The organism is Clostridium nitrophenolicum (assembly GCF_055391695.1).
Window position 1 is genome coordinate 3,608,930 of the sequence record NZ_AP042469.1, and the last position, 15,102, is coordinate 3,624,031.

14 protein-coding genes are annotated in these 15,102 nt (G+C 29.5%); 2 read left to right on the forward strand and 12 right to left on the reverse strand.

Going from position 1 to position 15,102, the window contains the following annotated elements:
* Positions 1 to 110: 110 nt before the first annotated feature.
* From ACZ5N4_RS17220 to aat, 3 genes are all read right to left on the reverse strand, one after another.
* The gene (locus ACZ5N4_RS17220; RefSeq protein ID WP_464203733.1) at positions 111 to 1,445 is read right to left on the reverse strand and encodes a DUF4179 domain-containing protein; all 1,335 of its coding nucleotides are present in this window, start codon (positions 1,443 to 1,445) and stop codon (positions 111 to 113) included.
* Positions 1,445 to 1,999, reverse strand: coding sequence for a sigma-70 family RNA polymerase sigma factor (locus tag ACZ5N4_RS17225; protein ID WP_464203734.1), 555 nt, complete (start codon positions 1,997 to 1,999; stop codon positions 1,445 to 1,447). Before ACZ5N4_RS17225 ends, ACZ5N4_RS17220 begins: the two co-directional genes overlap by 1 nt.
* A gap of 263 nt (positions 2,000 to 2,262) precedes the next feature.
* Positions 2,263 to 2,907, reverse strand: coding sequence for a leucyl/phenylalanyl-tRNA--protein transferase (aat, locus tag ACZ5N4_RS17230; RefSeq protein WP_464203735.1), 645 nt, complete (start codon positions 2,905 to 2,907; stop codon positions 2,263 to 2,265).
* 295 nt (positions 2,908 to 3,202) lie between these two features.
* Between aat and ACZ5N4_RS17235 the strand changes: the two genes are divergently transcribed.
* The gene (locus ACZ5N4_RS17235; RefSeq protein WP_464203736.1) at positions 3,203 to 4,978 is read left to right on the forward strand and encodes a M3 family oligoendopeptidase; all 1,776 of its coding nucleotides are present in this window, start codon (positions 3,203 to 3,205) and stop codon (positions 4,976 to 4,978) included.
* Positions 4,979 to 5,084: 106 nt separating this feature from the next.
* On the opposite strand, the gene ACZ5N4_RS17240 is transcribed toward ACZ5N4_RS17235, so the two are convergent.
* The 9 genes from ACZ5N4_RS17240 to ACZ5N4_RS17280 form a co-directional block, all read right to left on the reverse strand.
* Positions 5,085 to 5,801: a flavodoxin family protein gene (locus ACZ5N4_RS17240; RefSeq protein ID WP_464203737.1), complete on the reverse strand. Its 717-nt coding sequence runs from the start codon at positions 5,799 to 5,801 to the stop codon at positions 5,085 to 5,087.
* A gap of 46 nt (positions 5,802 to 5,847) precedes the next feature.
* On the reverse strand, positions 5,848 to 6,654 hold the full coding sequence (locus tag ACZ5N4_RS17245; protein WP_464203738.1) for an MBL fold metallo-hydrolase: 807 nt from the start codon (positions 6,652 to 6,654) through the stop codon (positions 5,848 to 5,850).
* A 65-nt stretch (positions 6,655 to 6,719) separates the two neighbouring features.
* Positions 6,720 to 7,811: an AAA family ATPase gene (locus ACZ5N4_RS17250; RefSeq protein WP_464203739.1), complete on the reverse strand. Its 1,092-nt coding sequence runs from the start codon at positions 7,809 to 7,811 to the stop codon at positions 6,720 to 6,722.
* 2 nt (positions 7,812 to 7,813) lie between these two features.
* On the reverse strand, positions 7,814 to 8,611 hold the full coding sequence (locus ACZ5N4_RS17255; protein WP_464203740.1) for an RNA ligase family protein: 798 nt from the start codon (positions 8,609 to 8,611) through the stop codon (positions 7,814 to 7,816).
* 444 nt (positions 8,612 to 9,055) lie between these two features.
* Positions 9,056 to 9,646: a hypothetical protein gene (locus tag ACZ5N4_RS17260; protein WP_464203741.1), complete on the reverse strand. Its 591-nt coding sequence runs from the start codon at positions 9,644 to 9,646 to the stop codon at positions 9,056 to 9,058.
* Positions 9,633 to 10,418: a hypothetical protein gene (locus ACZ5N4_RS17265; protein ID WP_464203742.1), complete on the reverse strand. Its 786-nt coding sequence runs from the start codon at positions 10,416 to 10,418 to the stop codon at positions 9,633 to 9,635. The genes ACZ5N4_RS17260 and ACZ5N4_RS17265 overlap by 14 nt, the downstream gene beginning before the upstream one ends.
* 152 nt (positions 10,419 to 10,570) lie before the next feature.
* Complete coding sequence (locus tag ACZ5N4_RS17270; RefSeq protein ID WP_464203743.1) at positions 10,571 to 11,347, reverse strand: sporulation protein; 777 nt, start codon at positions 11,345 to 11,347, stop codon at positions 10,571 to 10,573.
* A gap of 398 nt (positions 11,348 to 11,745) precedes the next feature.
* Positions 11,746 to 13,074, reverse strand: coding sequence for a S41 family peptidase (locus tag ACZ5N4_RS17275; RefSeq protein ID WP_464203744.1), 1,329 nt, complete (start codon positions 13,072 to 13,074; stop codon positions 11,746 to 11,748).
* Between the two features lie 45 nt (positions 13,075 to 13,119).
* A complete protein-coding gene (locus ACZ5N4_RS17280; protein ID WP_464203745.1) occupies positions 13,120 to 13,650 on the reverse strand; it encodes a GNAT family N-acetyltransferase in 531 nt (176 codons plus the stop codon).
* A 334-nt stretch (positions 13,651 to 13,984) separates the two neighbouring features.
* Here ACZ5N4_RS17280 and ACZ5N4_RS17285 point away from each other — a divergent pair, with 334 nt between their 5' ends.
* Positions 13,985 to 15,049 carry a 4Fe-4S dicluster domain-containing protein gene (locus ACZ5N4_RS17285; RefSeq protein ID WP_464203746.1) on the forward strand — a complete coding sequence of 355 codons (1,065 nt, stop codon included), beginning with the start codon at positions 13,985 to 13,987 and terminating at the stop codon, positions 15,047 to 15,049.
* Positions 15,050 to 15,102 lie beyond the last annotated feature (53 nt).

Genomic DNA, 15,102 nt, shown 5'->3' on the forward strand with positions numbered 1-15,102 from the left:
GGCAGTAAATACTTACATTATGTATTTAACTTACTTATAAATAAAGGTATATAAATTTGTCTAAACTCAAATATATATACCTTCTCCATTAATTTTTCAATTTCTTATGCTTATCTTAATGTAAGTCTTGATTCATCTTCATTATAATATCCTTCGTAATTTAATATATCAATTGTCATTTTAATTGCTACATTCTCCTGTGATATGTCATCAAATTCCGCAATATATCCAACGCCATTGTCTTCTATACTCTCAACTAACTCCCCTGTACTTGTGTATAAGCGTGAAATCGCGCTAAATACTTGCTTCTTGTCATTTCCTTTAATATAAACACGAATTTTTTTATTCTTTCTCTCTATATTATAAATTTCAGCCTTATTCCCATTTTTAAATGTAATTTCTTTTGTATAAACTACTCCTTGAATTTCTCCTTTAGGAAGATTATCTAATTGTTTTTCTATTTTATTATCATATTCTATACCTTCTTCCTTAGTCATATTTTTTAGCTTATCATCATCTTCTATTTTTTTAATAGAATGTTTTACAAGTGAAATATTTTTACCATTTTTAATAGCATCATAACCAATATTCTCAGCATACATCATATAATTTTTACTATTTTCATTACCACTACCACCTCCTGTTAAAGGATATATCTTATTATCTATCTTTAAAAAATAATTTTCATTAGATTCTCCTAACCATTTGTTACTATTAATAATAGTTCCCACTGAACTAGACTCAATATGATTAATGGTTACTCCTATATTCTTAGACATAGTCACTTGTTTCTCAATAGTTTCCTTAAAATTCTTTGAAAAATCTTGATTTATATTCCATACTAACGGATTCTTAAAAGCATCACTAAAAGCCTCAATTTTAAAATCTAACTTGCTAGGAAACTCTTTATCTGTATCACAAAAATTAAGAACCTTAAGTTCTGTGTTATCATCAATATTCTTAGAACCTCCAAATGACCCAGTTTCTAATTTTTTACCATTAATACTGTATCCAAAAAACACTGAAGGTTTTTGTGCTTTTGCCCACTTATCACCATACTGTACTTTCAAAGCTACTTTTATTATATGCTTTGTTGCTACAAGATTTTCTAGAGTAACTTTTATACCATTTTCTTCATAGGTTTTTCCTATATAAGCTGATTTTGATAAATACTCTGATTTAAATCCAAGACCTGCATAAATTTTATCAAATGCAGGTAATACCTTTGCTACTACATTACCTCCATTAAATCCTAATACTACTGATATTGCTACAGCTGCTGCAGCTGCTACTAAACCATTTCTTATATTTTTTCTTTTTATAATTTTGCTTCTTAAATTCTTCTTTATATTGTCTTTTTCTTCTTTAGAGAATTTCATTTCTATAGATTTATATTCATCTAAGTTTATATCTTCAAAATTAATATTCATAAAATCATTACTCATTATAATTTTCCTCCTATAAATGCATGCTTTAGCTTTTTCCTAATTCTAAGAAGCCTATTGCTTATAGAGCTTTTACTTATTCCTAAGTCAGCACTTATTTCATCTAAACTCTCATCTCTAAAATAACGTCTAACAATTATTTCTTTGCTACTTTCGTTCAGCATATCTAAATTAGACTTTAATACTTCACTTTCTAATTTTTTATTTACTTCTTCAAAAGTATTATCATTAGTGGTGTAAGCTAAGTCCGCCTTTAGCTCCAAGCTATTGCTATGCCTTTTTTCTCTTCTTAGAATATCTATTGCTTGTCTTTTAGTTATAACTGCGAACCACTTACCAAAATCTTCGCTATTTCCCTTAAATAAAGCTATGTTATCCCAAACCTTAAGCAAAACATCATTAGTACACTCTTCACTAAGCTGCCTATTATTTAAGACACTATAACTTACTTTTAGTGCTAAATCAGAATAATTGTCTACTAAATAATCTAATGCTTTCAAATCTTTGCATCTTAATTTTTGAATAAAATTATGCTCATTTATCATCTTCTCCATCCCTTCTAAAGGTACCTTCATCTATATAAACGTAAATAATTAAGAAATATATCGTATAAATTATAAATATATCCTACTAGAATTTAAGCATTTTATTCTAAATTTAACATATAGTTCTTATATAACTTTACCATATATACTTACACTAATTTATTTAACTAATAGTATATACATAAAAAACAGGTAGCCAATTAAAACTTAAACTACCTGTAAATATATTTATCATTGTAAGCTTATTTTTCTTAAACACTTTATTAGTTACTTCATTTTGTATACTCTTCCACAAGCTCTAAAAATTTTTCTCTTGAAATATTTACAGCCCCTAAGCTTTCAAGATGTTCAGTATAAACCTGGCAGTCTACCATAGTATAGCCTTTCTCCTCTAGTTTCTTACAAAGAGTAATAAAAGCAGCCTTTGAAGCATTACTCATAGTTGAAAACATAGATTCTCCAAAAAAGCATTTTCCAATACTTATACCGTATAATCCACCGACTAATCTATCTTCATACCAAGCTTCCACTGAATGTGCATAGCCAAGTTCATGAAGCTTACAATAGGCTTCTATCATATCATTAGTGATCCATGTACCACTTTCTTTTCTTAAATTTGAACAATTTGATATAACGTCTCTAAAACAAGTATCAAAGGAAATTTTATATGTATTCTTTTTAAGCAGCTTTTTCATAGAGTGAGAAACCTTGATATCCTTTGGGTAAAGAATAAATCTCGGGTTAGGAGACCACCAAAGTATTGGCTCATCTTCTGAAAACCATGGAAATATTCCATTGCGATATGCAAGTATTAATCTCTCAGGGGATAGATCCCCATCTACTGCTAAAAGTCCATCTTCCTCTGCAAGAGAAGGATGAGGAAATATTAAATCGTCACTTAGTCCAAAAACAGGCATGATTAGCTCCCTTCAAATATACGTTTATTCTATGGCTGCTGAATCTTATCTTCCATAAGCTGAAGGTAGGATTCTCTCGCTCCAGACAACAGATTCTAGGATTCAGATAAAATAAAATACTTCATATAAAACTTAAAATCATGTTTATATTTTAATATTCCCTGAAATATATGGCAAGTACCTTACATCTCAGTATAGTGCTATATATTATGTTATTTTAAATTTAGTTATTACATATAATACATAATAATGTTAATATTAACTATATCAAATTTATTTCTAGGAGGTACTACATATGAGTCTGAATTGGAGTCTAAAAGAACTCTATGAATCCTTTGAAAGTGAAAACTTTAAACAAGATTTAAGTGAGTGTGTAAAATATATCGAAAGTTTCAGTGATTGGGTAAATAATGTTACAAAGAACTACGATAATGTTGTTTCAAAGTTAGAAGACTATATAAATAAAATAAGCTATCAAGAAAAGCTATTTAGCAAACTCTTTGCTTTTTGTGAACTTACTTTAAGCGTTGAAACTAGCAACAAAGCAGCATTGAAAAACTTAGAAAGCTTAGAGCAAAAGGCTTCCTCTTTAGCACAGGGAGAGTCCAAAATTAAAAGCTGGATTGGAAAAATTGATAACCTAGATAGTATTGTAGAACAATCAAGTTTATTAAAAGAGCATTCTTTTTATTTAATGGAAATAAAACAAAACAATAAATATCTACTAAGCGATAAAGAAGAAGCGGTCATATCAAAAATGAAAAACACTGGTTCTAGCTCGTGGTCGAAATTAAGGGATTTGTTAACTTCTTCATTAAAAGTAGATATAGAACTTGATGGAGAAAAGAAACAACTTCCTCTTACAGTTATAAGAAATATGGCCTATGATAAAGATGAATCACTTAGAAGAAAAGCTTATGAAGCAGAAATTAATTCCTACAAAAAAATAGAAGATGCTGTGGCTGCCTGTTTAAATGGAATTAAAGGTGAAGTTATAACTATATCTAAAATGAGAGGATATGAATCACCTTTAGAAGAGGCTCTATTAAACTCAAGAATGGATAAAGAAACCCTAGAGGCTATGCTTGCTGCCATGAAGGAGAGCTTTCATAGCTTTAGAAGGTACTTTAAAAGAAAAGGAGAACTTCTAAAAAAAGAAAATGGCTTAGCATTTTATGATATATTTGCCCCAATAGGCACAGTTGATATGGAATTCCCTTATGAGAAAGGTAAAGCTTTTGTCTACGAAAACTTCAAAACCTTTAGTGACGAGCTTGCAAACTATGCACAGAAAGCTTTTGATAATAATTGGATCGATGTAGAACCTAGAGAAGGTAAAGTCGGAGGTGCCTTCTGCAATAATATTCATGCTATAGGCGAAAGTAGATTTATGCTTAATTATGGTGACAGATTTACTGATGTAGTTACTCTTGCTCACGAGCTTGGTCATGGATACCATGGTGAATGTTTAAATAATGAGAGTATATTAAATAGTGATTACCCAATGCCTATTGCAGAAACCGCTTCAACTTTCTGCGAAACTATAGTAAAAAAAGCAGCAATTAGATCTGCAACAAAGGAAGAAGCCTTTTCAATACTAGAAAGTGAGATAAGTGATTGTGCTCAAGTAATAGTTGATATATACAGCAGATTTTTCTTTGAAAGTGAATTATTTAAACATAGAGAAAATAGTTCTTTATCCTCTGAAGAACTTAATTCTTTAATGATAACTGCCCAAAAAGAAGCTTATGGCGATGCCCTTGATGAAAAATATCTTCATCCTTATATGTGGATATGCAAACCACATTATTATGATAGCGACTACAATTTTTATAACTTCCCATATGCCTTTGGATTGTTGTTTTCAAAGGGATTATATGCTAGGTACTTAAAAACAGGTAAAGATTTTGCACGTGACTATAACAAACTTTTAAGTGTGACAGGAAAAATGAAGCTCTATGATGTGGCTAAGCTTATGAATATAGATATTCATGATATAGATTTTTGGAGAAGCTCATTAAAAACTATTGAAGAAGATATTGATAAATTTATTGAACTAAGTAAATGCTAACCTTGATTTCACTCATAAATACTTTTTTCTAAATGAAAGCCATAAATTTTACTTATGGCTTTCATTTACATATTTATACTTCACTTAAAATTTAAAGGTTATATCCTTACCAAGGTCTTTTTCCTTGTATCCATCCTTTATCTTTCCAGTATTCTTTGTCTTGATGTCCATCTGGATAGCTATTCATAAGATTTCTAAATACGCTAAACAATATTTTTGTTTTTAATGGAACATACACTTTTTTGTTTTTCATTGAGTTATAAAAAGCATGGGTTTTCTGGTCTAAAGTTTTCTCGTATTTACGTTGCCTTTTAAGCGGCATTTCACTCCAATTTTTCGCCCAAATAGTTAAACCACATTTGTATACCTTTGGAATTCCCCAGTATTTTAAGCTTCTTTCTATTAGTTTTATTGCATGTTTTGTGCCTGTACCAGCAGTTGTAGATATTACAAGAGCTGTCTTAGAAAACATTTCTTGTAATGGTCTATGGCTCATAAAAATACAGGCGAAATGATCTAGAAAAACTTTAACTTGTCCGCTTTCAGCCAAGGAATACACAGGTGACGCTACAATAATACCATCCGAAAGTTTCATTGCTTCTAAAATAGGATAAGTATATTCAGCATGAGGACAGTATTCACCCCCAAAAGTTCCTTTTTCAAGACATTGAAAGCAGCCACAACAAAACATTGGTAAATCTTTTGGTAAATAAAAATCAAAAAAATCATTATTTTCAAGGGAATTTAATTTTTCTTTGACTATTTCAATAGTTTTTTCAGTATTACCATTTCTTTGGCTTCCATGTATTATAGCTATTTTCATATTATTCACTTCCTCAGCAAATATACTAACTTTTAATTCTGATTTTTTACCAATTTATTTCTAATCCAACTCCAACTTCTTTCAAAGGCAAAGTTTTATGTATCTCTGCCCTAACCTCAAATGAAGTACAATGGCAAGGATATAGCTCCTTTAAGTTATTCTTTTTTAGATAATCAATTGTTTTATTAACCCTTTCAGTAACTTCAAATAAATGAAATCCACCTATAACGCCTAATACTCTATTATCTTTACACACTTCTTTTGCATATTCTATTATATTACATATGCCACTATGAGAGCACCCTGTAATAATATAAATACCACTTTCACTTTTATATACGAGAGCAGTGTCATCCATTACATAATCATCAATTGAATTTTCACCAACAATTTGTTTACCAATAGGTTTTCTATTTTCAAAGTCATTTACTTGTGGTATTTCTCCTAAAAAAATTATATTTTTGCTAACCTTAATAGGCTCTTTTGAAAGAATTAAATTACACTTTTCTTTTAGTTCTTCTTCCAAAATAGGAGAGCAAATCTTTAAATTGCCTACTGCTTTTTCTTTAAATGCATCTGGGTGAGCAATAATAGAAATGTCATTTTTATAGTTTTGTTCAAAATAATATTTTATTCCTCTTGTGTGATCATCATGACCATGTGAAATAACAATAGTTCTAATACTTTCTAAATTTATACCTAATGCATTTGAATTCCTTATAAATAAATCAGAGTACCCTACGTCTAATAGTAACTTACTGTCCTCATCTTCAATATAGTATGAAACGGCAGGTTCCCCACAATAATATTGGTCAATGTATGTATTATTATCTACTAAAACTTTTAATTTCATTTTTTCCTCCTTCATCTAATATTATATATATTTTGCCAAATAATGTTTCAAAAAAATATAATTATTTATCTACAAATCTCTTCTGCTTCAAGCATATCCATATTCTTTATCATATTATTTATTACTTCAATCGGTACATATCTTTTTCTCACTTTATTTCTTAAAATTAGCTCACTATAAGGAACCTCTAAATAAACAAATCTTAATTTTGCTCCATAAGACCTGCATAATCTGATTAGCTTTTGTCTGTTTTCTCTTCTTAAATTAGTAGCATTCCAAACAAAACTTTCTTTTCTTCTCAGAAATTCCTTTGCTCTAGCAAAAGCAATAGCTCCAACTTTACCAAAATCCTTAGTCGGTAAAACATTAAGCTCTTCCCTAATATCATCTAGTGATATTACTTTAAAATCCTTAAAATTATCTTTTATATAAGTATCCTTTCCAGCTAAAGGTAGCCCCATCATAGCTATAACTTCAAATTCTCTATTATCAAAAACCTCGACTTCATGATAAATCTTATTTTCTGTAAAATATAAAAATCTTGTATAATCATTTTTAAATTCCTTAGGACCATAAAAACAACCTAGTTCTTTTGAATATATCTTAAAATATATAATGCTATCAAGTAAAACTTCTTTATCTTCACATAACCTTCCTAGTAAATCAGATTTTGCTAATAGATAAAGAAGCTTCATGTTAGTAATCTCAGCTGCTTTTATAAGATCATAATCCACATTTTCTCTCTCAGTAAAATATAATGGTAGACCATGATATCTAATTAAAGCTGCTATTTCTTCTCTTATAAATCTATCAAATTCATATTCTCTATAAGCTAAATCTCTAAATATCTTTGCTCCTTTTACTGCATGTTTAGGTGAAATGATTTTCCCATCTTCTTCTCTTGTAGTAATAATCTTACCTATATCATGAAATAGTGCTGAAGCATATAAAACTACCTTTTCTCTCTCATTTAATTTTTGCCATTCTTCAAGCTTTAAAACTTCATTGCAAACTAACTCAGTATGCTTATAAACATCTCCTTCTCCATGATATTTAGGATTTTGTTTAACTTCTTTAAGCTTTTCTAAAATTTCAAATTTCCCTACTATTTCTTTAAAGTTGTAGTTTTTTTCTCTCAAAAGTTTTTCAATATCCATAACTACACCTCCTCAGAAAAAATATCTATTCCTGATTTTAGCTTGTTAGGAATGATAGGTCTGTTAATCCAATGAGTTTCGGAATCCATAATTGTATTTAAAAATGAGCCTCTCACATACTTCATTCTACTAAGCACGTGGTCTTCATCCTCTAATTTTATATATATACCTTCCATTAAATCAGTAGTATCTGTTTGTTTTTTTGCAATTTCATAAGACAAACCTAATTCATTACAACTATTCTCTAAATTCCTTTCCCACTTATCTGATTTAAAATTTGATTTGCGTAAAAGCACTGTAAGTTCATCCCTAGCAGTTACTATTCCTTCCTTTAAAACCAATACTGATTTTATAAAAGGATAATTCTTAAGTAATTCTTTTCTTCTTTTAGTACTTAAAAATTTTTCTTCTACCTTATCAAATATATCAAACTCCATAAAATAGTGATTTAATTCATCATAAAATACAGTATGCTTGGCATAAAGCCATTCACCATACATAATGTATCTATCACCTAAAAGTTCCCAAAGTCTATAACTAAAAGTATTTGCCCAGGTTTTAAATAAATCAAATTGTGCTTCTCCATAACCACCATTTAGAAAATGTCCTCTACTTTGTAAATACATTTTTTCATTTTCATCAAAACTAATACCACAATTTGCTCCATCTACCTTTTCTTCAAATACACAAAATCTATTTATAATATTTTCGAACTTTACATCATCTAAATCCTCGTCTCCTTGTTGAAATCTTGAACCCTCAAGATGCGGAGTTCTTGGATATTTATAAATTCTTTCCATATAATCATCTCCTTTAAATTTACGCAACAAAAAAAGTGCTGCGAATCTTAACTTTTCACAACACTAATAAACCCAAAAGAGATATTCTTTTTAAGGTAATTATTATGGTTATAAAAAGTAAATTATCTTTAAAACTAAATTAGAGTACTAAAATGAACTCATTAAAATAATTTTTTAATGGCTACAAATACTCTTTTTAATTTTGTTTAGATAAATCTACTTAATTACATAATAATTTTCCTCATAACTTTCATTTTAATGACTTTATTATATCACTTCAATTTACATATAGTCAATATTTAACATTTAATTATTAACAATTGAAGTTAGTTTATTAAAGTAACTATATTTCACTTGAAAATACATCTACATCATTTTCAAATATTTGATATACACATTTTTCTATATTATCTTCGTTGCCACACTCTAAATTCGTTCTATTTACTATTCCATTCCCGCTAATTTATCAAATTCTCCAAAAATCTTTTCTTGTAAGTTATCTGATGTAACTTCAAGAAGATCAATTGTCCTTGTAGTTACTTTTTTTAGTCCCCAATATGTCTTAGAGCTTTTATCATTTTTTGGTGTTGCTATTTTATAATCACCTCTTGTTTCATAATTCATATAATCTCCATTTCTCAACGGATAATAAAAAACCCAGTGGTTCGCTGGTGAGCACCCTTCACTCCATTCATTTATGTTATTGTATTCAAATTTAGATATATACAATAAAGGAATATTGTCTTTTCCTTTTTCCCCTAGGCATATTTCTGATACATATAATGGACCATTTATCCATCCATTACCACTTTCACATTCTTCATTGTTTCTATTTTGGAATAAAAGGATAAAATCATTTATAAGCCATGCTTCAGTGTCATTATCTGATTTTCTTCTTAGGAATCTTGGTACTGAGCTTATATAAGATGTTCTCTCTGATGCAATTGTTTTAGAATATTCCATTAGTTTTTCAACATTTTCATATGTTTTAAAAATTACATTTAAGGCATTTTTTATATTTTCACTGGAATTCATAATATAAATCTCCTCTCACATTTGTGCTTATATCAAAATTTAGAATATTGTTCAACTTATAATCAAATTCAAAATAGCTTGAAGAATCTACCCAAGCTTCATCTTCAACAGTCATATCTTTAAATTGATTAAGTCTCTTTCTCTTAAGCAATTTTATCAAATCATCAATTATAAGATTGTAGAACTCATTATCTAATTTCAATTTTGATAACTCAGAAAAAAAAGTTTGCCAAGTTACATACCCTAACTCAACATCCTTTACAATTAAGTCTTTATTTATTGTATCTTCATATATCTCTCTACAGGAAGGATTTTTAGCAATAAAAATAAGTATCTTCTTCTTTTTACCAGCTCTTTTAGATATAATTCTAGCTTCTCTAGAAAGTTGATGTGAACTTAATTCCTTATTATATTCAATAAATTCATCTTCTGATGACTCAGAATAATCTATATTATCATTAGAGGATAAACTACTTAAATATTTTACTTCTATTCCTATTATCACATTATCAAACTCCATCAGAACATCCAGCTCTCCTTCTACGTCATAAGGCCAGAATTTTATATTATTGTTCCAAAAATTTGCTTGTACTTCATTTATAGTATCTGCAATTGATCTAGGATAAATTGCATTTGCAATTATTGGCTTCATTGCTTTATCAAAAGGAATATATCTTAAACTGCCGAACACGTTTCCTGTTAGATTGTCTTCTAATCTATCGTGTAAGTTACTACCGGAACTACTAAGTTTTCCATATGTTTCTGCTATCATCTTATCACCTCACCATTAACAGTCAGTAAAACTTATAATTTGTAATATTCTATAAAATTTAAATGGCTGAAGGTGGCTTGACATACAAACCTCCTTCTTCATTCTTTATATTAGTTCTACTATTTTTATAGTTTCAAGATCTATATCACATTTTAACAATAGCTTTTAATTGTATTTTCTAAGACTTGAGCTACATAACTACTTCCTTGAGATGCATCATAATTACTAATTGTAAGTACTATATGCTTTTCATCTAAGCCTGCAGCTTCTTGTATGAAAGATTTAAAACCTCTGGCTCTTCTATCAATCTGCATAAAAAGGTTAACCCCTTCAGAAGCTGGTAAAAAAGTAATCTCTAATTCATCTAATACTCCTCTAAATGCTGATTGAGGTACAAATTCAAACTCTTGTAAAAAGCCACCTTGACTTCCATTAACATATCCCGCTTTACACTCTACTTCTCTTAATCTAAACCCTAATACATTTAGAACTGCATCTAATACAACTTCCATTGTACGGCTTGGCCTGATCTCTACATAATCTCTATCTTCAGGATCTATTGCCAGTGGAATTTCTAACTCTGTCTCTACCCACACATTTCTTATATTCATACTGATAGGTGTATGATCAGGTACTCTAAAGGTAAAAGGAATTTGTTTTTTCTCATTAGGAGCAATTACTATATCTCTATCTACTACTAATTTTGCTAACGTCGCTGTATGTTTTTGTTTAACATCATCTACCTCTTTGATGTATTCTGTCTTAAGCTCTACTTCTACTCTATCAATATTTTGCTCTGCAGAGCCTCCTACAATATTGACAACGCCTTGTATGTCTTCTCCAATCCTTACACTAGACTGTGAAAGTTCAGTATTTACTTCAGCTCCACCAACACCTACACTTAATAGTATTTTCTTAAATAACCCCATATTATCTCCTCCTTTTTAAAATCGCTTTTATTTTAAACTCACTTTTATTTTAAAGTTACTTCCTATATTTTAAATACTAATTTTTATATAGTATTTTATCAAATATAAGTTGTATTCTCTAAATTTATTTACATGATTAGCTATTTGCCTCATTAACAAATTAGTAATAAAGCTTATTTGTTTCTCTTCCTTTAGGGCACTAAAAAATCTCTTCAAGATTAATCTCCACCAAAATTCCACTTCTAATTTGTAATATTCTACAAAATTATAGATATACCTTTTTAATTTCCATAAATATTTCAACATCTTTTACCTTTAAAAAATAAAAAAGTATGGAGCTCATTAATCTCTCCATACTAAACACTTTCTTGCTTTAATAGAAGCAGGTAGTTTATTATTTACACACCTATTAATTTTAAAACTTTATCTAACGGGTCTTCTGGATATTCTATCTCAATGTCTGGTTTTAATACTCTTTCACTATCCTTGCTTTTATCTGGTCTAGTCCACTTTTTGTATGAAATTTGAACTTCTAATTTGGACTTATCCAGTTGAAATTCTAATACGTCCCCAAATGAAGAAGGCATATTACTGCTTGGTTGTCCAACTATAGTGCCTAAATTTCCGTCTTTGACTAATGTGGCTAGCCATTGAGCTGAACTAAATGTTTCTTCATTTGTAATAATAAATAAGTTTATATCTTTATTTTTTACAACCTCATTGCTTCTATCATGCATTATATATCCACTTTTCCTTAAATATCCGTACCTTTCTTGTGCTAATGGAGAAAATCTTATTATAGCTCCAAAATGTCCTGGCTTTATTTTAAGCGCATCCAGTATCATATCGCAAGCCTGTGAGTTTCCTCCTGGATTGTCCCTAACATCTACTATAACATTTTTTACATTATTGCTAATACCCTCTTTTAAGTCTGCTACAGCTTTATTTAAGTTCTCATTAACCTCACAAATACCTAATTTTACATATATTGTTTTATCATTAATTTTTTTACTTGAAATTTCACGATTTACATTTTGATAGCTATTATTTATGTCAAATTCTACTTTAATATTTTCTTCTCCTGCTTCACTTTTTACTGTTACGAGCATATCCTTTGAACAATCAACACCGAAATTGGTAAGCACCATCTTTCCCTTTGAATAGGTAGAATTATTAATAATTTCAGCTGCATAATTTTCTGCTGGAAATAGATCTTTAATTGTATCCATAACCTTATTTATTTCTACACCATTGATTTTTTTTACTATTTTATTTGTTGGTTTATTATTTTTATCAAGTAAAACCAAATTGCCTTTTAAATATCTCCAATTAATATTTAAGTATTGATCCTCTTCAAACCAAACTCTGGTATGTCCATCTTGTATTGATGATAAATATCTACTAACAGAAAGTTGAAACTCAGCTGTGGTCATATCCTTATCAGTTTCTTTTAAAAATCTTTCCTTTGCTTTCTTATATTTTTCTGTTTCTCCTTCTAAAAAAATTGGATGTGTACTTTCTATTGTTTTTATCATCTTTTCTACATCTGCTTTTACTTCTAGTTTAGTCAACTTTTTATCTAAAACTACATTTCCACTAGATTTATAAGGTTTAGCTTCATGTATAGCTATAGGCCACTTATTATATTCATATATAAATATCCCTGCTAATAAAACAGCTATACAGCCTAATATTATTCCAATAACTTTAAGTTTTTTTCTACTCATAACTTTACCCTTCTTTACCATTTCAATAGTAGAGTACACTTACTCTTAATGACTTATCTTATTATTAAATATTTCATAGTATTTTAATTGCAATCCAAAGTATTCTTTAATTCCAACAAATTTAAGTCCAATTTTTTCTATAACATTACTTGATTTTATATTAAGAGGCTTTGCTAAGGCGATTATCCTATCTAACTTTGCTTTTTCAAATGCATATTCAAGAGCCACTCTTGCAGATTCTGTTGCATAACCATGATTCCAAAACTTAGGATCAAAAGCATATAATATTTCAACCTCTGAGGTTTCCTCAAGAAAGTTCAAGCCACAATGTCCTAGCAATTCCCCTGACTTTTTATCTATCACCGCCCATACTCCATAACCTTTTTCTTCCCACTGCTTTGAGAATTTATCAATTAATAGCTTTGTCTCCTCATAGGTTTTTCCTCTGGAAGTTCCAAGCCATTTACCTACTTCATCTTTTTTCATAATTTCATAATAATTATTTAAATCCTCATCTTTTAACTTTCTCATGTAAAGTCTTTCAGTGTAAATCTCACAATCTTTAATGTAATTCATTTAAAACCCTCCAAACTATCTAAAATTGTTTTTTTATAAGCCTATTACTGGAGCTTTTATAATCATTACTAAATTTTGATATATTAATATAATACTAATTATTCTCTAACTGTATTAATAACACTATTTTCCATTAATACAACTGATTATAACTTATCATACCTGTTGTCTGTAGGCAAATGCCATATATCCCCCACTTTGGTAATATGGATAAATTATTCACATTAGGTTAAGTTTACTACTAATTTAACAAAAAAATTGAAATATATAGCAACCTCATTATTTTGATAGTATACTAAAAACATGAAATTCAATTGTTTTTGGGGGTATGCAAATGAAAAGAGTTGACGAAAGAGATGTAATGTTTTCTAGAGCAAATTATCAAAAAGGTACTGATGTTTATGAAGATTACTATAAAAGAAATCCTGATAAAAAAGCTGTTGATGACAGCATAAGAACTAGACCTCGCCTCTGCGATGAAGACACTATGACTTACAGCCCATTAAACTCTCCTATGGCCAGCTGTGCCTTTGATTTTCTAGGTGATATAAGGCACCTGTGTGAAGGTAATGTTAGTCCAGTAAAAGTTGAAGGTAATAAAAAAATCATAACTAAAAGAATAAAAGGTTTTGCTAAACACTATGGAGCAAAATTAGTGGGGATTACAGAGCTTAAAGATTATCATTTTTACACTCATAGAGGTAGACATGCTGAAGTTTATGGTGAAGAAGTGAAATCGGACCATAAATATGGCATAGTTTTTGCAGTTGAAATGGATAAAAATATGATAAACAGAGGGCCTATGATTGCGGAGGTTATAGAAACCTCTAAATGCTATGTAGATGCAGCTGTAATAGGTATGGTCCTTAGCTATTACATAAGAAGTTTAGGCTATGATGCCAGAAATCATATGGATGCAAACTATTTACTTATGCCTGTTTTAGTAGCTAAAGATGCTGGACTTGGGGAAATAGGAAGAAACAGCATGCTTACAAATAAAGAACTTGGTTCTAGACTTAGACTAGGAGTTGTAACTACAAATTTAGAACTTGAAGTAGATGAACCTGTATCCTTTGGTCTTGAAGACTTTTGTGAACTATGTAAAAATTGTGCATTAATCTGTCCTTCCCATTCTATATCAACTGAAACTAAAAAAGAATCTAATGATAATTTCAATTGGAAAACAGAACAAGAAACTTGTTACATTAAGTGGACATACACCGGCACTGATTGTGGTATGTGTATATCAAGTTGTCCTTTCAGTCAGAGCATGGAGGTTATAAAAGATATAGATACTTTTAAAGATAACCCTGAGCTTGTAGCAAATGTTCTTGGTGAATTCAGGAAAAAGTATGGTAATAAACCTTTCGTACCAGGTAATCCTGATTGGCTCCGTTAGATTTAACAAACTTGTGTGAAATAAAAATGCTAGGTGCAATTCCTAGCATTCTT